Below are 21,181 nucleotides of genomic sequence, written 5' to 3' on the forward strand. Positions count from 1 at the left end.
GAGCGTCCCCGCTCGCGTATTGTACAATACGCGAGCGGGGACGCTCGCACTGTAAATGCAAAACTGAGATGCTCCCAGTCACTGTTCCTCATTTAGAAAAATATCGATCGCACCTGACAGAAATTCCTTGCTATCGGATGTGGCCGCAAGATAGACTAGGAGCAGGAGCTTTCACCGTTTTGTTTCAAAACACCTCGGATGGAGAGAGAAATCAGCTACCAGCAGATTTTCGAGATTTAGCTCGTTTTACCAACATCTAACTATCCGCGTCCATCCCCGTTCATCTGCAGTTAAAAAAATCTTCTTCCCTGAATCTAACTAAAAAATGATATTATCCCAATTATCCAAAGCAATTAAAAAACCACTAAAACTCGCTGTCGGCATTTTACTTACCTTAAATCTGCTAATATTAAGCGGCTGTCAAAACAGCACAACACCCGCATCCAAAAACGGCGAACCGATCGAACTCACACTTTGGCACGGCATCAATCCACCGCCAAATCGCGACGTATTTCAAACCCTCACAGACAAATTCAACCAAACGCATCCCAACATCCAGATTAAACCAATTTACATCGGCCAGCCCGACCAACAACTCCCAAAAATACTAACAGCAATAGTTGGAAATGCACCGCCGGATTTGCTGTGGAATAGCCCTACAAGTGCCGGAAAACTAGCCGAACTCAACGCAATTGTACCCTTAGAAAACTGGCTCGACAAATCGCCCCGGAAAGCAGAAATCTACCCGACCCTCTTCGAGTCAATGGAACTCGGCGGACACACTTGGTCAGTTCCCCTAGGCACAAATAACGTCGCCATATTTTACCGTCCCAGCTTATTTGCAGCAGCAGGAATCAAAAAAGTGCCGCAGAATTGGGCGGAATTAAAGCAAGTAGCCCGATCGCTCACGCGAGATACCAACGGAGACGGCCGCACAGACCAACACGGCATAGTGCTCCCCCTAGGCAAAGGAGAATGGACAGTATTTACCTGGCTGCCATTCATGTTCAGCGCAGGCGGCGAACTCAAAGGCGAAATACCTCAAAGTCCTGTACCGCAAATAGATAATCCCGGTTCTCACGCCGCCTTAGAATTGTGGAGCGACTTGTTAAAAGAAGGTTCAGCAATATTGTCAGCACCCGAACGCGGTTACGAACTCGACAATTTCATTGCCGGGAAAGTCGCCATGCAAATCACCGGGCCGTGGACGCTAGCACAGTTGGAGCAAAGCGCGATCGACTACGCAGCAATGCCTTTACCGCTCCTCAAACGCCCCGCAGCCGTCGTGGGGGGTGAAAACCTATTTTTAATGAAAACCTCGCCAGAACGAGAGCGAGCAGCCCTAGTATTCTTAGAATACGTTATAGGTGAAGAATTCCAAACAGCATGGGCATTGGGAACAGGTTATTTACCCATTAACTTAAAATCGAGACAGAGCCAAGCTTATCAAAGCTTTGTGGAAAAAAACCCTGTTTTGCAAGTATTTTTAGAACAAATGAACTCAGCCAGAGCGCGACCCATTATATCAGGTTACTCCCGCCTATCCGAAAACCTCGGTCGCGCCATAGAGGCAACCCTTCTCGGCCGCAACCCCCAAGACGCCCTTAAAGAATCTCAAGAGCGTTTGACACTAACCTTAGATATTGCAACAGCCAAAGAGAAATAGACAAGAAAAAATATTTTTGTTAGCTGTAAATTATCCGGTTTCACTGTATTCGATCGCCAGACTTGAAGCCTCAATTGATGGGTTAAAAATCTAGTGAAAATCACTACCGCCTGCACTTCTAATCAGAAACCGTGTTGTTTGCCCCAAACTTACCTAAACTCAGAGATTTTAGGTCGCTGTTATGGGTATTTTAGGTATTTTAGGTATTTTAGGTATTATTGAGCAGGGTGCAAGATGTTAGGGTGAATTGAGTTACGATCGCCCGACACAAAAAGACACCCGCTGTCGCTCGGTAATAAATTTTTAACAAAAACCAAAAATTTACAAACCAATTGCTTAGCCATTAGAGATATATTTACAAAAAAGCGATACTCCCGAAATTCATGGGCAGATTTGATCGAACAAAAAAACCGCTCCCTCAACGGCACCACAAAAATTTAGCTCACAAGCTTCTCCCAGTACCTACCACTCATGACCTACCATCACCTAATAGAAACATTTTCTCTACCCTGTGCCTGTCCCGTGCCACATCCTGAGATCCCAACAACCGTCCACCTTTTCCCTAAACGACAATGCAGACAAAGTTCCTTAACGCAATCAAAGGACATTCCTGGCGGTACTTCCTCGCAGTAGGCGCGATCGCCCTGGTATACTATGGGGCGTCGCAATTCGCCATTTCCACCCTCACCCTCAGTTCAGAAATTTACCCGATGTGGCCGGCAGCAGGAATTGCCCAAGTCGCCCTGCTGCTGTTTGGGCGGCAACTGTGGCCGGGAATCGCGATCGGAGGCTTCCTGTTTAGCATGAGCGTACCGTCGGCCAACATCGCCACGGCATTGATCTCGGCAGGCGCCAGAACCCTGCAAGCGTGGACGGGAACTTATCTACTCCAGGGCATTAACTTTAGCGCTAGGCTCGATCGGCTCAAAGACGTTTTAGGAATAGTCGGACTAGCAGCCTTGAGCTCTACCCTAATCAACTCCACCATCGGCAGCATCGTCGTCTGCCTGACCGGTTTATCTAGCTGGAGCGATTTTGGCACGATTTGGGGGACTTGGTGGGTAGGAGACGCAATGGGAATTTTGCTCGTCGCCCCGCTGCTGCTGACGTGGCAACAATTGCCCAAAGTCCCCACCCATCGCCAACAGATAGCTGAACGAGCGATTTGGCTGCTGCTGCTACTAGCAGTCGGCTGGCTCGTCTTTTGCTCCCGCACCCGCGCCGCCTACGCCCGCTATCCCCTCGAATACTTACCATTTCCCCTAGTAGTTTGGGCTGCCTTTCGATTCGGTCAGCGCTACACCGCCCTCTCCAACTTCATCCTCTGCGGCTTCGCCATCTGGGGTATTGCCCGAGGCAGCGGCCCCTTCCTCAAACACGCCAGCAGTATCCCCCAAGCACTGTTATCCCTGCAAGCCTTCATCGCCGTCATCGCCGTCACCGGCTTAGTCTTAGCTGCCACCGTCGCCGAACGTCACCAAGCAGAAGTCTCCCTGCGCGCCAGCGAAGCCAGCCTCGCTAACGCCCAACGCATCGCCCAGCTAGGCAACTGGGACTTAGACCGCAACGCCCAGCAATTGCGGTGGTCAGAGGAAATTTACCGCATCTTGGGACAGGAACCGGGAACTTTTGAACCCAGCCTGGAAGCCTTCTTGGAATACGTGCACCCTGAAGACAGAGAATTAGTCAAAAGCTCGATCGAAGCCGCTTTATTTCAGCAACAGCCTTACAGCATCGACTACAGGCTCATACTCCCCGACGGTAGCAACCGCACAGTCTACGAACAAGCCGCCGTCACCTCCCTCTACATCACCAGCACCGTCCAAGACATCACAGACAGAAAGCAAGCCGAAGCCGCCCTGCGTTCTTCAGAAGAAAGATTTTCCAAGGCCTTTCACGCCTCCCCAGTCGGGATCAGCATCTGCACCCTCACAGACGGATGCTTCCTCGATGCCAACGAAAGCTTTTTGCGCTCATTAGGCTGGCTGCGCCACGAATTTATGGGCCGCACTCCCAGCGACTTAGGAATGTTTGTCAATTCAGAAGACGGGGGGCGACTCACCCAGATTTTGCAATCACAAAATTCGATCAGCAACCAAGAAATCAAAATTCGCACCAAAGCCGGCGAAGTGCGCGACTGGCTGCTGTCAGTGGAACTCATCGACCTCGGCAGCACTCAGTGCGTTTTAATCATGACTACCGACATCACCGAACGCCTGCGTTCCGAAGAATTCCGCCGGGCTGCATTAGCCGCCGAAGCTGCAAATAGATCCAAAAGCATTTTTCTCGCCAATATGAGTCACGAACTCAGAACCCCCCTCAACGCCATCATCGGCTACAGCGAGATCCTGCAAGAAGACGCCCGAGACCTTGGTGCCGAAGAGTTCATAGACGACCTCCAGAGAATTAACACGGCCGGCAAGCACCTACTAGACCTGATTAAAGATATTCTCGACTTGACCAAAATTGAAGCAGGCCGCATAGACTTCCACCTCGAAACCTTCACCATTTCAACTCTGGTTGAGGAAGTAGTTGCCACGATCGCGCCGATGGCCGACAAAAATAGCAATATTGTAGAAATACAATGCCCCGATGATATTGGCTCGATGCAGACCGACTTGACTAAACTCCGGCAGTCTCTGCTCAACATCCTCAGCAATGCCGCGAAATTTACTTGCTCCGGCGCGATTACCTTCGCCGTTACCCGATCCGTCGAAACCCCCGCCGACTCTGCAAAGAAAGGCAAAAAACTTGGAGCGTATAGAGGAGGTGGCAAAGCTGAAAATAGCTTGTCTCTCTTATCTTCCGCTCAAGATTGGATCATTTTTACGGTCAAAGATACCGGCATTGGCATGAGTCCCGAACAGTTAGCCAAAATCTTTGAGCCTTTCACCCAAGCCGATTCCTCAACTACTAAGAAGTACGGCGGCACTGGTTTGGGGCTGACGATTACTAAGAAATTCTGCGAAATGATGGGCGGAGACATTACCGCATTCAGCGAGGTGGACAAAGGTTCTACCTTTACCATTCGGCTGCCAGCTATTTTCACCGACCTTTCGATCTCAACCGAAAAGTCTGATCAATAATATTTTTTTACAGTTATTTTCTATGCCTGTAAATTTTATTTGCCTCCGCACTTGGCTGATTATTTCGCTAGCAGATAGGGAGATTTTCCCCAGAATTTATCACATTATAAAGTAAGTTTTTTACGAGGTTTTTCTAATATAGAGTAATCTTAAATGAGTCGTATTTTTTTTACCCCACCCCAACCCTCCCCGAACCCGCTCGATCGGGAGTAATAAATTCACAAATGATGTAGGATTGCTATAGAGGTAGAAGATTAGGGCGGGTTAGATAACCCTAATTAATTTATGAGTAAATAGGGCTTGCTGAATAATCGATCGCATATTGCGTGGCGAAAGGTTTCGCTCGCGCGATCGAGAGTAAAGTGCAAGATAAACAGGTAAAATAGGTCAAAACCCGTGCATCACCACCTGCGCTCGTGTACCGAAAAGTTGAGCTGGCCCCACAACCCCCATCCGAGTTTGAACTGCCCTTCGGAGGCAGCTTGTCACCAGATAACCGTTGGGTCAAAATGACCCAAGTAATCCCGTGGTCAGAATTTGAAGCAGAATATGCTAAAAACTTCCCCACAGAAATGGGTGCACCAGCCAAATCCTTTCGGATGGCGTTGGGGGCATTAATCATCAAAGAAAAACTCGGAATTAGCGATCGGGAAACCGTCGAACAAATTCGGGAAAACCCCTATTTGCAATACTTTATCGGTCAATCAACATACAGTAATGAACTACCATTTGATCCATCACTATTAGTTCACTTTCGGCAACGAATTAGTCCGAACTTAATTAATAAAGTGAATGAACGCATGGTCGAAAAAATGCGTTCCATCATCCCAGTTAAAACTGAAAAAAAAAAGGATTCGGACGCCAAAAATGAGTCACCCAATCGCGGAAAGTTGATCGTAGATGCGACCTGTGCCCCAGCCGACATTAGTTATCCAACCGACTTAGGACTATTAAATGGAGCCAGAGTTCATACCGAAAAAATTATAGACATCCTGTATAAACAGATTAAAGGGAAAAGCAATAAAAAACCAAGAACCTATCGTAATCTAGCTAGAAAAGACTACTTAGCAGTAGCAAAACAAAGACGACCAACCCGTAACCAAAGAAGACAGGCACTTAAAAAACAACTCCAATATATCAAAAGAAACTTAGCTCATATTGAACAGCTAATCAAGTCAGGTGCGACCCTAGAAAAATTGAATAAAAAGCAATATAAAACCTTGCTAGTCCTCACAGAAGTCTATCGGCAACAGCTCTGGCTATTGGAAAATAAGAAACAGAGCATAGACGATAGAATAGTAAGTTTAAGTCAACCCCATATTCGTCCCATTGTCCGAGGAAAAGCAGGGAAAAAGGTAGAATTTGGAGCAAAACTCTCAGCGAGTTGTTTTGAAGGATATGTATTTTTAGACCGGATAAGCTGGGATAATTTTAACGAATCAGGGGACTTAAAAGCACAAGTAGAAGCTTATCGTAACTTTACAGGATATTATCCAGAGTCAGTTCATGCCGATCGCATTTATCGTACAAGAGAGAACCGAGCTTGGTGCAAAGACAAAGGCATTAGAATCAGTGGACCGCCTTTAGGAAGGCCTCCAACCAATATCAGCAAAGAAAAAAAGAAGCAAGCGTTGGAAGATGAGAGAATTCGCAATGCGATTGAGGGAAAGTTCGGACAAGGTAAACGAAGATTCGGTCTGAATAGAGTGATGGCAAAACTTGATAATACTTCTGAAACAGTCATTGCGATTACTTTTTTAGTCATGAACCTTTCTACCTGGTGGCGCCGGGTTTTTTGTGTGTTTTTATGCCGTTCGGGGAAAACAATGCCTGTTTTTGGGCTGCACATAATCTGGGGTTATGCTTTACTCAGAATGAGGCAGGAAAAACTCATATTTAACTCGGCTTAAATATATCGAGCACTCCCGATCGCCAGAAAGCGATCGATTATTCAGCAAGCCCTAAATACGAAAAGTCCTGAAATCGTTTCGGCTGGCATGGGAATAATAATTTTTCCTGTCCAGTACCCGCGTCCGCGATCGTTTTTTGGGTCCCACCTAGTTTTTGAGGGTAAGTTCACTTGATTAATAGCTGGTAAAAGTATAGTCATTTATAGGCATGGGAGGCTTCAAGTCCCTCCCCCTTCACTTTTACTTTGAGCGGATTGACCCGCATTGGCCCAACTACGCAGCTCCCTATCAAGAGTGCTGAAGGCATTTGGGATTGCTTTTCTGAGGATGTTGTACGAAGCGTTGATATCAGAATTAATTAACTGACCAGTCGATGTTTTGTACAAACCTCGCTTGATCCGCTTACCAGTAAACATCGGCTCTTTTTCTGTTTTCCCGTAGACAGGGATTGGGTCTAGACCCACGAAGTTGGCCCGCGATGTGTAGGATTCTTCCTGCACAATTACTTTAATTCCCACCAAGCGAGCTTTGTATTCTAACATCTCAATTAATCGAGAGTGAGGAATACTGACAAAATTTTGGTTGGTTTGTTTACCTAGATTGATATCGGTTTTCCACTGTGCATTTTTGCCGATTACCAGCGTTCCAATTTGGTTCACTACCAAATGGTCAACAATCACACGACTAGCATGATGCAAGTAATTATCAACTTTCTGATTACGACAGCGAGTTAATCGCGCTCATCCTGGGTGAGGTTTGACGATTCCCTTTTAACTGGAATTGTAATCGGGATTTGCGTTTGTTGTAGAACTGGTTAATCGATTTCAATGGTCGCCCGTTAATCAACAAAGGGATAAATCCCGGTTGATTTGAAGTTAACGCCACTAAATTATCCAGTCCTAAATCAATACTAGCTACAGAGTTGGCATTGCTGATTGTGGACTCCGGTTCATCATAAATCACCTCAATTACATAGGAATCACATTTCGGAACCAGTCTAACTTGACAAATCTGGTTGGGATTGAGTTGGGTTTTAATTGAAAGCTCAGTGCCGGAAAGTTTGATAATTCCTTTCTTTAACTGTTTACTACTAATCGCTTGAATGGTGTAGACGAGAAGGTTTCGCCCTTTGGTTTTGTCTTTGTACTTTGGCAATTTTGGGCGACCAGTGAATTTTGAAGAGTCAGCTTTGTAAGCTTTAACGGCTTCAAAAAACGATTTCCAATTCTTGTCTAGCACCATCAAGATTTGCTGACTTACTTTAGCAGGCAAAGCCTTATATGCTTCGTGAGACTTCATCAATCGGTTCATTTCGTTATAACTGACATAACCCCATCCATAAATAAAGCTCTGACGAATGACGTAATTGGCGGCATTGTAGAGGTTTTTGGACTTGAAAGCTAGTTCGTCTATTTTGGCGAAACGGTGTTCCGTTGATTTAATGATGTGCCTCTGTGTTAGTTGCATTTGAGACTTGCGTTTTTTGGGCGATGCGTATTCCTTGTTCAACACTCACAACAATATAATACCATTATTGTTTATAATTGCTTATAAACTAAATGAAGTTTTACAATACTCCGAACAGTTTTTATCGGGCCCAATGGCTGATTCTCGCTTGACTTCGATCGACTGTGGATAATTAAATCAATGTCGGCTCCACACCGGGATTGCATTTAATTCGACTTTTTTCTGCTCCTTGCCCCGCGTAAGCTTGTAGTATCGTTACCCAAACTTTCCTGAGTATTGACTCGATCAGATGATATTATTATTTTTGAGCCGGCTGCCGACATTCAGAAGATTGGTTTGTACACAACCCTTAAAAGTTATGAGAATTAATATAATTAGCCGAGTTGGAAAGATTTTGGAGAGCAGAGATGATCCCTCGGCTTCTCAATAAAACCTGTTAGAGATTTCGATCGCGTACTTGTCCCCTAACCGTATACCTACCTATATATATTATTAATTAAAAAGATATACTGTAGAAAGTTGCCTACAAAGCGCCAGAAAATATGCACCCCCACCTCCAGCGCCAACTCGAACAGCTCGGTTTAGTCGGCGAGTCTCCCCCTCCCACTGCTGAGCAGTGGCAGCTTTTATTAGAGCAGGTAAGTTGTAGCTATGACAAAGTTCAGAGTCAGCAAGAACTTCAGCAGCAGGATTGCTTGAACTCGGAGACGGTGCCGTTAAAGGATTTAACCCACTCGCCGCAGTCCCCTCAAGACTCTCCAACAGCTTCAGAATTCGATCGACTGCGGGCGAGTGTCAACAGTTTGGGGGCGGGATTGTGTATCCTTGACGCGAAGGGCTGTGTAATCTCGGTGAATCCAGAGGCCGAACGCTTGCTGGGGTGGCGAGAGTCGGAACTTGCAGGCGTTTCTCTGCTAGAGCGCATCGGGAAGCAAAACAAAGGCCACAAATCCCCAGTTTTGACGGCTCCGAAACATTCGCCCAGCAAGACTGAAGATAGGCCGATCGCACCTACACTAGATTTACAACAGGCGATCGCTTCCAGTCAACCTTGCAACAACTGGGACGACGAGTTTTTGTGTCGCGACGGCAAGATTTTACCAGTTTCCTATTTTTTCCATCCCGCAGTTGAGGGAAGCGAAATATCAGTCTTGGTGTTTTTTGACATTTTTGACATTAGAGAACACAAGCAATCGCTCTCGATACTGCAAGCAGTTCTAAAATCTACCGATGCAGGAATTCTGGCCGTTGACATCAACGGCAATGTATGCAATTATAATCAGAAATTTCTAGAGCTGTGGGGTTTGTCCGCCAGCCAAGGAAAGTTGAGCCGATCGACCTTCGGCCCAGTCAAAAACACGATCGAAACAGGATTCCCATTCGACAGGGAACAATTAAAAGACCCGCAAGGATTTCTCCAAAACGTGCTCAAAGTGTCGGCAGATTCAGATACTCAAATCAGCGAATTATTAGAATTTAAAGACGGAAAAATTCTTGAATTAAATTCGTTGCCATCAAAAGTCGGAGCGAAAACAGTCGGTAGAGTCTGGATCTTTCGAGACGTTACCGAACTCAAAAAAGTAGAACAATCTTTGCAGTATCGAATAGAATTCGCTCAGTTGATTGCCCGTTTGTCAACCGATTTTATCAGCAAGCCCTTATCAGAAATAGACAAAGGCATCGATCGCACTCTAGAAGCGATCGCCACCTTGAGCGGGTTTGACCGCAGTTACATCTACCTGTTATCATTCGACAAAACCCGCGCCGACAAAACCTACGAGTGGTGCGGCGAAAGCATTCCGGCCGTCAAAAACAGCACCGACAAACCAATAGACATCGCACAAATCCCTTGGATTGCAGAAAAGCTCGATCGCGCCGAATGCCTTTATATTCCAGAAATCGGCGAACTCCCGCCCTCAGCAATCGCCGAAATTGCCTATTTTATCGGTCAAAATCCAGCCCAATTCCCGACAGACTCCCCATCCCAAACAGTCAATCAAACCGCAACCGCCTCAATACCTTCGAGTGGGACTTCCCTCAATAATTTAGAATCCCAAAAACCGCTAAAAAATAGCCAATCACTGATAATTATTCCCATAATTTCGAGTAAAAACCTAGTAGGATTTCTCGGATTCGAGGGCTTAAAGCAAACAGCAGGTCGAGCAACCGAAATATCCCCACAGCTAAAAATGGTAGGAGAAATGCTCGCCAATGCCCTAGAGCGCAAGCGAGCAGAAGCAGCCTTGAGACAATCCGAAACAAAATACCGCAGCATCTTTGAAAACGCAGTCGAAGGCATATTCCAGACCACCCCAGACGGGCGCTACCTCAGCGGCAATCGCGCACTAGCCGAGATTTACGGCTACGAATCCTGTGCCCAAATGCTAGCCGAACTCACAGATATCAACCGCCAACTTTACGTAGACCCGAATCGGCGCGCCGAGTTTATGGCCCAATTGCGCGCGCGCCACCAAGTGTCAAAATTTGAATCCCAAATATACCGCCGAGACGGCAGCACGATCTGGATTTCCGAAAACGCGCGCAGCATCTGCGACGAAAACGGCAGCGTTTTGTACTACGAAGGCACAGTCCAAGACATCACCGATCGCAAACAGGCAGAATCCGCCTTGCAGTCGGCCCTAGAAGCAGCCGAATCAGCCAACCGGGCAAAAAGCACATTTCTCGCCAACATGAGCCACGAACTTCGCACACCGCTCAATGCCATCATCGGCTACAGCGAAATGCTCCAAGAAGAAGCTGAAGAATTGGGTGATGAAGCTTTCGTCCCCGACCTCGAAAAAATCTGCAGCGCCGGCAAACACCTGCTGTCGATGATCGACGACATCCTAGATATCTCTAAAATTGAAGCAGGTCGAATGGATCTCTACTTAGAAACCTTCGACATCCATACCTTAATTGAAAGTGCTGTTGCCACGGCCAGGCCGCTGGTTGAGAAAAACGGTAATACCCTAGAAGTGTACTGTCCAGACAACCTCGACACCATGCACGCGGACATGACCAAAGTGCGGCAAGTGCTGCTTAACTTGCTCAGCAACGCTGCCAAGTTCACACAAAACGGGAGAATTGCGATCGGAGTGGAAAGAATTAAAAATGAACAATTAAAAATGAAAAATCAAGAGGAATCTTCCGAAATTTTAATTTCCAACTCCGAATTTTTAAGTTTCCGCGTCGCCGACACTGGCATCGGCATGACACAAGAGCAATTGGAGCGAGTTTTCCAACCTTTCACCCAAGCTGATGCCTCGACTACCCGCGAGTACGGTGGCACCGGTTTGGGACTAGCAATCAGCCAGCGCTTCTGTCAGATGATGGGCGGCAGCATTGAGGTCAGCAGCACCTCGGGTTCCGGCACCACTTTCACCGTGCTCTTGCCCAGCGCCATCAAACAGCCGGAAATCCCCAACAATGTCCACGACAGCACTAGCCCTCCCGACGCCCCCGCTGTCGGCACGGTGCTGGTAGTTGATGACGACCCGATATCGCGGGATTTAATCCAGCGCACCCTCAGTCGCCAAGGACTGCACGTAGAAGTCGCAGGCGGCGGCGAGCAAGCTCTCCGGCTCGCTAAGCAACTACGGCCAGACGCCATTACCCTGGATGTGATCATGCCCGGAATGGACGGCTGGGCGGTACTCTCAGCGCTGAAGGCAGATCCTGAGCTTGCCGAAATTCCCGTAATCCTGCTATCCTTTGTGGGCAACAAAAGCCTCGGCTTTGCATTGGGTGCCTCGGACTACCTCACCAAACCAGTGGACGGCAAACGGCTGGCTGCCTTGTTGAACAAGTACCGACGCGACCAAGACGACGTTGCAAGTAACAATTTGACCTGTCAAATTCTAATTGTGGAAGACGACGTTGCCACGCGCGAAATACTGCGATGCGTACTAGAAACACAAGGCTGGGAAGTAACGGAAGCTGACAGCGGACGCGCTGCTCTCGATCGGCTAAAAGTTGCTCGCCCGCACCTGATATTACTGGATTTGATGTTGCCAGAAATGGATGGTTTTGAGTTGATCGGGGAAATTCGCAAATCCCATTCGGGAGATCCTATACCGATTGTTGTGCTCACGGGGAAAAACTTGACACCGGCCGAAAGCCAGCAGCTAAACGGCTACGTCGAGCGGGTGCTACAAAAGGGAGTCTACAGTTGCGATACTTTGTTGCACGATGTTCGCTCTATAGTCAATGACAGGTTCGATCGCAGGTACGACTCGAAAGGCAAGGAGAACACCAATGGCTAAAATCCTGTTGGTCGAAGATAACGAAATGAACAGGGATATGCTTTCCCGGCGTCTGGCCCGCAAGGGACACGAGGTCTTTATTGCTGTTGACGGTGCTGAGGGAGTGTCGATGGCGCTCGCGAAGGTACCGGATTTGATTCTGATGGATATGAGTCTGCCAGTGCTCGACGGGTGGCAAGCAACGCAGCAAATTAAGGCGGCTTCTGAAACTAGCACGATTCCGGTGATTGCGCTGACGGCTCACGCAATGGCGGGCGATCGTGAAAAGTGTATTGCCGCCGGCTGCGACGACTACGACACCAAACCGGTCGAGTTTCCTCGACTTTTGGGTAAGATTGAACTGCTTCTAAAAAAGGCTATGACATGAAAGGTGACGAGGGCAGCGTGCTGGTTGTTGACGACAATGAGGTAAACCGCGATTTGCTGGCCCGCCGACTTCAGCGTCAAGGCCATGTGGTGACTGTTGCTGAAGATGGTCTCCAAGCTCTGGAAATGTTGCGAAGCCATCCTTTTGATTTGGTTCTCCTAGACATTATGATGCCGCAAATGAACGGCTATCAGGTGCTCGAAAGTCTGAAGGCGGACGAGAATTTGCGCTACATCCCGGTGATTATGATTTCGGCGGTGGACGATATCGACAGTATCGTCAGGTGTATAGAGTTGGGGGCGGAGGATTATCTTTCTAAACCGTTCAATCCGGTATTGCTCAAGGCTCGAATTAGCGCTTGTCTCGAAAAGAAGCGACTGCGGGATAAGGAACAGGCCTATTTACATGAGTTGGCCCAGGAAAAGGAAAAGTCCGAGCGTTTGCTGTTAAATATTTTACCGAAGGCGATCGCGCAGCGCCTGAAACAGGGGGAAATTACGATCGCAGACAGTTTCGCTGAGGTAACAGTGATGTTTGCCGATTTGGTCGGTTTTACTAAGCTTTCGGCTCATTTATCGCCGGCCCAATTGGTGGAGTTGCTCAACGAGATTTTTTCGGCTTTTGACGAGTTGGCCGAGCGCTACGGACTTGAGAAAATTAAGACGATCGGCGATGCTTATATGGTAGTTGGCGGTTTGCCGACGCCCAGCGACGACCACGCCGAGTCGATCGCGGAAATGGCGCTGGAAATTCAAGCAGCAATGACTAAGATCCGTACCAAGGGAGGTCAGCCGCTCAGCATCCGCATCGGCATCCACACAGGCCCGGTGGAAGCTGGGGTAATCGGTACTAAAAAATTTACTTACGATTTGTGGGGAGATACGGTAAATACAGCTTCCCGGATGGAATCTCAAGGCGTCCCCGGCAGCATTCAGGTGACAGTTGCTACCTACGAACGCTTGCGGGGTAAGTACGTTTTTGAGGAGCGCGGCATCATTCCAGTGAAGGGGAAAGGCGATATGATGACTTATCTGCTTGTGGCCCGAAACGCTTAATTAATCATTGGGCATTGGGCATCGGGTATCGGTAACTAATATCCACAGTCAACAGTCAACAGTCAACAGTCAACAAATCATCAAATGAGCGTAAATTCTAATCTCTTAATGTACGCCCAATGGGCGGGAATTCTGACAGTAGCTTTGGCTATTTTAACAGTTATAGCATTTATCTTCAAATGGGGTTTTCGCTTCCGATTGGTAGGAGTGACAAGCTTTATGGGAGTAATTGCTGCGAGTATATTCGGTCTGGGTTTGGGACTGTTTTCCCGTACAGAAATTCCGGGTGCGGTGCGCTATTCTTTAGTTTACGATACTGGCGGCGCTCAAACAGTAGTTACTGTGCCACCTACGATCACCGAATCGGAATTAGAAGCAACGATGCGGCAAGCGGCGGCGGATTTGTACTCTCCAGGGCGCTCTGGGCGCGGCAGAGACTACATGACCATCCGCGTTCGTACAGTGGTACATCCTGAACCGGGGCTGTCGCAGCCGCTGTTTTTGGGCGAGGTGAGGCGATCGCTCGCGACTCGTTATGATGACAAAATGGCGATCGAAATCTTCCCCGAAAAAGTTGCTATTCTGAAAAAATATCAAGCTTAAAAGTAGGGTGCAGCAGCATTCTTAGGGCTTACGCATCGGAGATCAGAAACCGGGTTTTTTACAAAAATACTTCGTTGTAACGCGCAGATTCGGTAAAAACCCGGTTTCTTTGGTCGTAGTCCGTAAGTGGTGAAAAAATAATTTAAAGTTATAAAAATAATATCAAATTATGACTCAAAATTCCGAAAAATTACTAACAGACCTCTTCAATGCTTGCAACCCATATTATCCTTTGCCAGCAGGCGACCCGCGATATGTTGACTGTCGAGAAGTGCGGGGAGATGACAATATTACTTTAGACTTGGGGCGCAATATTCAGCGTTCCCAAGAGATGACTTGTCAGTTGTATGCCGGACATCGCGGTGCGGGAAAATCAACGGAATTGCTGAGGCTAGAAAAATATTTAACAGAACAAGGTTATTTTGTAGTTTATTTCGCGGCTGACGAACAAGATATTAATCCCGAAGATACTGAATATACAGATATTTTGCTGGCTTGCACTAGACACTTGTTAGAAACAATTAAAGATGCTGACTCGAAACCTTTGCTCGATTGGATGAAAAACCGCTGGAACGATTTAAAAGATTTAGCTTTGACAGAAGTGTCTTTTGAAACCTTGAGCTTAGAAATGCAAATTGCTCAGTTTTCCAAACTGACGGCGAATGTGAGAACCGAACCGAGTCTGCGCCAAAAAATTAGAGAAAAAGTTAATCCCTACACCACAACGCTGCTTGATGCGCTGAATCAGTTTATTCGCGATGCTAAAAAAAAGTTGCCCACCCAATATTCACAACTGGCAATAATTGCCGATAATTTAGACCGGATTGTGCCGTTTTCTAAAGACGGAGGGGAACGCAGCAATCTCGACGAAATTTTTTTAGACCGCAGCGAACAACTCAAAGCTTTAGATTGTCACGTCGTTTACACCGTACCGATTTCGATGGTGCATTCCAACCGCGCGACCGATTTGAGCAATAATTATAATAATGCTCCGCAAGTTCTGCCGATGATTATGCTACGCAATCCCAGCGGTGAAATTAATCAAGCGGGACTTGCTAAAATGAAAGAGGTGATTGAGAAGCGGGTGAAACAAGTCGCTCCCGATTTATCTTTAGAATTAGAAACAGAATGGTTTGACACCAGAGAAACGCTTGAAAAACTGTGCTTGATGAGCGGGGGTCACGTCAGGAATTTGCTGTTGATGCTGCAAGAAGCTATAAATCGCACCCAAGAGTTGCCAATTACTGCAAAAGCGGCGCAAAGGGCGATTACGAACTTGCGGAATATTTACCGCAGAACCGCCCACAAAGATGACTGGTCAATTTTAGCGAAAGTATCTGTTTCTCGCCGGATACTTAATGACGAACAGCACCGCAATTTGCTATTTAACCGCTGTATTTTGGAATACCGATATTATGATGAGGATGAAGAAATGCAGAATTGGTATGACGTTCACCCGCTAATTAAAGGCATTCAGGAATTTAAGGAAGCAGTCGCTATACTTCAGCCATGACGCAAGAAATGATGGATTGGGACGAAGATTTGCCTCCAGCAGAACCGGAGGAAGAATATCTAGCTCTGGTACGAACTCTCAATCGGACAGACGGCTTTCGCTTGTTGTTTGTCGAGTGTACGCTGGCTGAGGGAGAACGCTGGATTGCTAGAGTTAAAAGAGATATCCGGCCGCAAAAGATTGAGGTTTTAGCTCTGGACAAGCCGGTTTATAACTTTTACAATCTAATTGAAGAGTGGCCAGAACGCGATCGAATCAATATTCTATTTGTCAAAGGCTTGGAATATTCACTTTATGAATACGAAAGAGATAAAAAAGCCAGTGGATGGGAAAGCGAGGATATTTACTTTTACAGTTGGCGGGGCGTGCCACCTGTTTTAGTTAATTTAAACCAGCAGCGAGAACGATTTCGAGATAATTTTAAAATTTGCTTTGTGTTTATTTTGCCTAAGTTTGCTGTGGATTATTTGATTCAGCGGGCGCCGGACTTTTTTGATTGGCGATCGAGTTTGTTTAATTTGTCGATGGATGGAGAACGCTTGGAAGCGGAATCAATAAAAGCTTGTTCGGAAAGATGCAATATAGAAGATTATTTATCCTTAACTCCGGAAGAACAAAAACGGGAGCTGGTGAGGATTCAAACTTTAATTGACGAAGACGGGCAAACACAAGAACAAAAAGCTGAATTGTTTTACGAACAAGCTTTATTGTATCACTCTGCTGAACAATATGCAAAGGCGATCGCCTCCTACGACCAAGCCTTAGAAATTCAACCAGACAGACACGCAGCTTGGTACAATCGAGGCATTGCACTCGGTAACATAGGCAGGTTGGAAGATGCGATCGCCTCTTATGATAAAGCCTTAGAAATCAAACCATACGACCACGAAGCCTGGTACAATCGGGGCATTCTACTCGGTAATATGGGCAGGTTGGAAGAGGCGATTATCTCCGTTGACTTATCTATTCAAAACTTGCAGCAAGTCATCAATCTGAATCCTGACAAATACCGAGAAATGGCAAAAACTGACTCGGATTTTGACAGCATTCGATCGCATACTCGGTTTCAAGCCTTGATTCAAGAATAGGGATTTGCCCTTGGGCGGGGCGGGTTTATGAGATTGTCGGTTTTAGGCAATTATTGTTGGTAAAACCCGCCCCTACAGCATCAAAAACACTATTCAATGAAGCTAGCAGACGCGATATGATGGATAATTAATAGTGAGGTAAAAGATGACTCAACTAAATGTAACTGTAACTAATGACAGATTTCCCGAACTCATCGCCCGCGTTGAGGATACTGGAGAACGAATCATCATAGAACAGGAAGGAAGGGCGATCGCTGCTATCATTACTTATGCCGATCTGAAGCGACTAGAAGCACTAGAAGCCGCCCTAATTAACAAAGCAAAACTAGAAGAAGATCAATGGCTAAAAGCTGCGATCGCAAATCCAGCCTTTGATTCTCTGAGAGACTCAGCAGAAGATATCTACACTTTAGCTGATGGCGTGCCATTCCACGACCCTGAATGGATTAAAACAGTAGCAATCCAGCCTGATTTTGGTTCGATCCTAGACCCAGAAGAAGACATTTATACTATAGCTGACGGTAAACCATTCCATGACCAAGGGTAAGATTTTCCTAGTACCGTTTCCCTATGATGATTTATCGGCCAACAAACTGCGTCCTGTAGCTTGCTTGACTAACCCTTTGGGAGCGCGACGCCATGTTATTATTGCTTATATTACAAGTCGCTTGCCCACAAATCTATTGGAAACAGATATCGTATTAGAAGCTTCTCATCCCGACTTTCAGGCTTCGGGGCTGCGGGTGCCATCTACTATCAGGCTGCATCAACTGGTAACTGTTTCTACAGTGGTTGTTCAGCGTGAGTTAGGTGAATTATCATCAGATACACAGGCTCAAATTGCTGAAAAGCTTTACAATTTGCTAAGTCAGTGATTGCCGATAGGTGAAACTTATATCAGGACTTACGCAACTTTTAAATTTTTACACTACCCGTAGCAATAAGGGCCGCAATGCACTACAAATAGGGTGGATATGTAAGTCCTGTTATATCTTGGATGAGGTTTGTCACACCTCAGTACGATCGCCCTTTCCTCTTTTCTACGCAGTAATATAAAAAAAATAGTATTAATCTATACCTACAAATCCAAGCTCTAGAATTATAATGAAAAAAATTGAAAAAGTCCCCAAATTCCTGTAAAATTGCCATAAATAACCAAATAGTCGCGATCGAAAGCACTCAAAGGCGAAAAAGATCGCATATAAAAAAGAAAAGAATCAATTAGACAGAAAATAATGAGGTGAAACCCCTTGCAAAAATTAGCCAGCATAGAAAAGCCGATCGACTCAGGGGAAAAATCCATAGCAGTCAACACCCAAAAGGCTCAAACATTGTACGAACGCGGCAACGCCCTAGAAGCAATGGGACGATTCCAAGCTGCGATCGAATCTTGGGAAGAAGCGATCGAACTTGAACCAAAATTTTATGAAGCGTGGTACAACCAAGGCGTAGCACTCAAAAAATTGGGCCAGCTAGAAGAAGCGATCGCAGCCTACAACCAATCCCTACAAATCAAACCAAACAATCCCGAAGCGTGGTATAATCGCGCCAACGTTTTGCGGAAGCTCAACAGACTCTCAGAAGCGATCGCATCCTACGAAAAGGCGATCCAACTCAATCCCAGCTACCCGGAAGCTTGGACGAACCGCGGCAACACCCTCGTCAGCTTAGAAAAATTATCAGAAGCGATCTCCTCCTACGAGAAAGCTATAGCCATCAAACCAGACTACTGCGAAGCTTGGTACAACAAAGCATTTGCCCTGAGAAAATCCGACCAAAATACAGCCGCCATCACTTCTTACGACAAAGCGATCGAACTCAAACCAGACTTGCATCAAGCCTGGTACAACCGCGGCTTAGCCCTAGCCGATGAAAAACTCTACCCGGAAGCCGTCGCCTCCTACGACAAAACCCTGCAACTGCGGCCGAATTCCGCCGAAGCCTGGAACAAACGCGGCAGGGCGATCGCACAAATGGGACAATTTGAAGAAGCGATCGCATCCTGGGACAAAGCCCTCGCACTCAAGCCAAACGACAGCGAAACCTTTTACAACCGCGGCTTAGCCTTCGCCAACTTACAACGCTTGGAAGAAGCAATAGCCTCTTGGGACAAAACCGTAGAGTTGCAGCCAGAGAACACCGAAGCCTGGTACAACCGCGCCGTCGCCCTCAAAAAAATTCAACGATTTAGCGAAGCGATCGCCTCCTACGATAAAATCATCGCACTCACACCCGACGATCCAAACCTGTACTATCAAAAAGCTTGCCTTTACGCCCTGGAAAAAGAAGCAGGCGAGCTCACAAACAGCCAGGAACTTGTAGCCTGCAGCATCGGGCGGGCGATCGAAAACTTATCCAAGGCGATCGAACTCAATCCGCATAAATACCGGAAATTATGCAAAAATGACTCTAAATTGCGTACAATACGGGAAGAAGTGCGGTTTTTAGCTTGATTTCAGGGTAGCTATGATTGATGGATACGGATGCCGCACCGCAACCTTTGTAGGCACAACAGCACCATAAACCCCAATCATGCAAACCCTAGATAAAACTCAAGCAAAATTCGCTCAACTGGCAGCCCACCTCAGAGAAGTTACGGACATCGAATCAGCCTCGTCGTTGCTGCATTGGGATCAATCAACTTATATGCCCCCCAAAGGTGCAACTGCCAGAGGCCGCCAGTTGGCTACTCTCAAACAAATATCCCACGAAAAATTTACAGATCCAAAAATAGGTGAACTCCTAGAAGACTTGCGTTTCTACGAACAAACCCTCCCCTACGACTCCACCGCAGCCAGCCTGATCCGCATAGCCCGCAGAGACTACGATCGCGCCGCCAGAGTTCCCGCAACCTTCATGTCCGCACTCTGCCGCCACCAAGCCGACTGCTACGAAGCTTGGGCCGCGGCCAGGGCAGCCAACAACTTCGCAGCCGTTGAACCGTATCTAGAAAAAACCCTAGAATTAAGCAGGCAGTACGCCGACTTTTTCCCCGGATACGAACACATCGCCGATCCTTTGATCGATCGTAGCGACTACGGCATGAAAGTATCCCTGCTACGCCCGCTTTTCGCCCAACTGCGTCAAGAATTAGTGCCGATAGTCGAAGCCATCACTTCCCAACCTCCCGCCGACGACTCCTGCTTGCACCAAGACTTCCCCGAATTCCAACAACTAGAATTCACCCGCAAAGTTGTAGAACGCATGGGGTTCGACTTCCAACGGGGACGGCAAGACACCACCCTGCACCCGTTCATGACCAATTTCTCCATAGACGACGTGCGAATTACCACCCGCGTCTATGAAGACCACTTGGATCAAGCACTCTTCAGCAGCATCCACGAAGCCGGACACGCCCTCTATGAACTCGGAAATTCCCCGGAATTTGAAGGCACGCTTCTGGCAGGTGGCATTTCCTCCGGCGTGCACGAAAGTCAATCGCGACTTTGGGAAAATATGGTGGGGCGCAGCCGCGGTTTTTGGGAATGTTTCTACCCGCAACTCCAAGGCGTATTTTTGCGACAGTTGGGACACGTATCCACTGACGCATTTTACCGGGCAATTAACAAAGTCTCGCGATCGCTCATCCGCACGGACGCCGACGAAGTAACCTACAACCTCCACGTCGCCATCCGCTTTGACCTAGAATTGGCAATGGTAGAGGGAAAACTAGCAGTCCGAGACCTCCCCGAAGCCTGGAACGAACGCTATAGAACCGACCTCGGCGTTGTTCCCGCCACCGACAGCGAAGGCGCGATGCAAGATGTTCACTGGTATGTTGGTACGATCGGCGGAATGTTCCAAGGTTACACCCTGGGCAACTTGATGAGCGCCCAATTCTACGAAACAGCAGTAAAAATCAATCCTGAAATTCCCGTAGAAATAGAACGGGGCAATTTTAGCGTACTCCACAACTGGCTCAAACAAAACATCTACCAGCACGGCCGCAAATACACTGCTGTCGAATTGATCGATCGCGTTACAGGTTCACCTTTAACTATCGATCCATTTATCCGTTACATTCGCCACAAATACGGGGAGTTTTATGTCATGTAAATTACCCAGCACGTAGCTGAGTACAGGTACTGTGTGGGCTTTCAATAGCCCTGAAATGATCTTGCACATTGCAAAACAATCTCGAACCTTCGGGCTTATTTACGAAAG

General features: G+C 47.0%; 14 protein-coding genes and 1 pseudogene. 14 read left to right on the top strand and 1 reads right to left on the bottom strand.

The features are described from left to right. Positions 1–68 precede the first annotated feature (68 nt). The 4 genes from QUB16_RS28280 (at position 69) to QUB16_RS28295 (ending at position 6,662) form a co-directional block, all read left to right on the top strand. A complete protein-coding gene (locus tag QUB16_RS28280; protein ID WP_333321336.1) occupies positions 69–260 on the top strand; it encodes a hypothetical protein in 192 nt (63 codons plus the stop codon). Positions 261–325: 65 nt separating this feature from the next. Continuing rightward, positions 326–1,666 carry an ABC transporter substrate-binding protein gene (locus tag QUB16_RS28285; protein WP_333321337.1) on the top strand — a complete coding sequence of 447 codons (1,341 nt, stop codon included), beginning with the start codon at positions 326–328 and terminating at the stop codon, positions 1,664–1,666. A gap of 572 nt (positions 1,667–2,238) precedes the next feature. Further along, positions 2,239–4,752: an MASE1 domain-containing protein gene (locus QUB16_RS28290; protein ID WP_333321338.1), complete on the top strand. Its 2,514-nt coding sequence runs from the start codon at positions 2,239–2,241 to the stop codon at positions 4,750–4,752. Positions 4,753–5,168: 416 nt separating this feature from the next. After that, on the top strand, positions 5,169–6,662 hold the full coding sequence (locus QUB16_RS28295; protein WP_333321339.1) for an IS5 family transposase: 1,494 nt from the start codon (positions 5,169–5,171) through the stop codon (positions 6,660–6,662). A gap of 196 nt (positions 6,663–6,858) precedes the next feature. On the opposite strand, the pseudogene QUB16_RS28300 reads toward QUB16_RS28295, so the two are convergent. Then, positions 6,859–8,129, bottom strand: a pseudogene (locus tag QUB16_RS28300) (RNA-guided endonuclease InsQ/TnpB family protein). 542 nt (positions 8,130–8,671) lie between these two features. Here QUB16_RS28300 and QUB16_RS28305 point away from each other — a divergent pair. From QUB16_RS28305 to QUB16_RS28350, 10 genes are all read left to right on the top strand, one after another. Next, positions 8,672–12,391, top strand: a complete 3,720-nt coding sequence (locus QUB16_RS28305) for a response regulator (RefSeq protein ID WP_333321340.1) — start codon at positions 8,672–8,674, stop codon at positions 12,389–12,391. Further along, entirely contained in the window at positions 12,384–12,758 is a 375-nt protein-coding gene (locus tag QUB16_RS28310) for a response regulator (protein ID WP_333143834.1), read from the top strand. Before QUB16_RS28305 ends, QUB16_RS28310 begins: the two co-directional genes overlap by 8 nt. Further along, positions 12,755–13,813, top strand: coding sequence for an adenylate/guanylate cyclase domain-containing protein (locus tag QUB16_RS28315; protein WP_333321341.1), 1,059 nt, complete (start codon positions 12,755–12,757; stop codon positions 13,811–13,813). The genes QUB16_RS28310 and QUB16_RS28315 overlap by 4 nt, the downstream gene beginning before the upstream one ends. 84 nt (positions 13,814–13,897) lie before the next feature. Then, a complete protein-coding gene (locus QUB16_RS28320) occupies positions 13,898–14,416 on the top strand; it encodes a Ycf51 family protein (RefSeq protein ID WP_333151007.1) in 519 nt (172 codons plus the stop codon). Between the two features lie 169 nt (positions 14,417–14,585). After that, entirely contained in the window at positions 14,586–15,929 is a 1,344-nt protein-coding gene (locus QUB16_RS28325; RefSeq protein ID WP_333321342.1) for an ATP-binding protein, read from the top strand. Next, positions 15,926–17,017, top strand: coding sequence for a TPR end-of-group domain-containing protein (locus QUB16_RS28330; protein ID WP_333321343.1), 1,092 nt, complete (start codon positions 15,926–15,928; stop codon positions 17,015–17,017). Before QUB16_RS28325 ends, QUB16_RS28330 begins: the two co-directional genes overlap by 4 nt. Positions 17,018–17,162: 145 nt before the next feature. Continuing rightward, complete coding sequence (locus QUB16_RS28335; RefSeq protein ID WP_333321344.1) at positions 17,163–17,564, top strand: type II toxin-antitoxin system Phd/YefM family antitoxin; 402 nt, start codon at positions 17,163–17,165, stop codon at positions 17,562–17,564. After that, positions 17,551–17,892 (top strand): type II toxin-antitoxin system PemK/MazF family toxin, encoded by a 342-nt coding sequence (locus QUB16_RS28340; protein ID WP_333321345.1) that lies wholly within the window; start codon positions 17,551–17,553, stop codon positions 17,890–17,892. Before QUB16_RS28335 ends, QUB16_RS28340 begins: the two co-directional genes overlap by 14 nt. Before the next feature lie 375 nt (positions 17,893–18,267). Next, a complete protein-coding gene (locus QUB16_RS28345; protein ID WP_333321346.1) occupies positions 18,268–19,470 on the top strand; it encodes a tetratricopeptide repeat protein in 1,203 nt (400 codons plus the stop codon). 79 nt (positions 19,471–19,549) lie between these two features. Further along, positions 19,550–21,073: a carboxypeptidase M32 gene (locus tag QUB16_RS28350; protein ID WP_333321347.1), complete on the top strand. Its 1,524-nt coding sequence runs from the start codon at positions 19,550–19,552 to the stop codon at positions 21,071–21,073. The last annotated feature ends 108 nt before the right edge of the window (positions 21,074–21,181 follow it).

It is taken from the genome of Microcoleus sp. D3_18a_C4 (genome assembly GCF_036702415.1).
GTDB lineage: Bacteria > Cyanobacteriota > Cyanobacteriia > Cyanobacteriales > Microcoleaceae > Microcoleus.

What these genes read in the sequence shown, in the direction of transcription:
- QUB16_RS28320 (WP_333151007.1), top strand. Translation starts at nt 13,898, where the DNA reads ATGAGCGTAAATTCTAATCTCTTAATGTACGCCCAATGGGCGGGAATT.
- QUB16_RS28335 (WP_333321344.1), top strand. Translation starts at nt 17,163, where the DNA reads ATGACTCAACTAAATGTAACTGTAACTAATGACAGATTTCCCGAACTC.
- QUB16_RS28290 (WP_333321338.1), top strand. Translation starts at nt 2,239, where the DNA reads ATGCAGACAAAGTTCCTTAACGCAATCAAAGGACATTCCTGGCGGTAC.
- QUB16_RS28310 (WP_333143834.1), top strand. Translation starts at nt 12,384, where the DNA reads ATGGCTAAAATCCTGTTGGTCGAAGATAACGAAATGAACAGGGATATG.
- QUB16_RS28305 (WP_333321340.1), top strand. Translation starts at nt 8,672, where the DNA reads ATGCACCCCCACCTCCAGCGCCAACTCGAACAGCTCGGTTTAGTCGGC.
- QUB16_RS28285 (WP_333321337.1), top strand. Translation starts at nt 326, where the DNA reads ATGATATTATCCCAATTATCCAAAGCAATTAAAAAACCACTAAAACTC.
- QUB16_RS28340 (WP_333321345.1), top strand. Translation starts at nt 17,551, where the DNA reads ATGACCAAGGGTAAGATTTTCCTAGTACCGTTTCCCTATGATGATTTA.
- QUB16_RS28330 (WP_333321343.1), top strand. Translation starts at nt 15,926, where the DNA reads ATGACGCAAGAAATGATGGATTGGGACGAAGATTTGCCTCCAGCAGAA.
- QUB16_RS28325 (WP_333321342.1), top strand. Translation starts at nt 14,586, where the DNA reads ATGACTCAAAATTCCGAAAAATTACTAACAGACCTCTTCAATGCTTGC.
- QUB16_RS28315 (WP_333321341.1), top strand. Translation starts at nt 12,755, where the DNA reads ATGAAAGGTGACGAGGGCAGCGTGCTGGTTGTTGACGACAATGAGGTA.
- QUB16_RS28280 (WP_333321336.1), top strand. Translation starts at nt 69, where the DNA reads ATGCTCCCAGTCACTGTTCCTCATTTAGAAAAATATCGATCGCACCTG.
- QUB16_RS28350 (WP_333321347.1), top strand. Translation starts at nt 19,550, where the DNA reads ATGCAAACCCTAGATAAAACTCAAGCAAAATTCGCTCAACTGGCAGCC.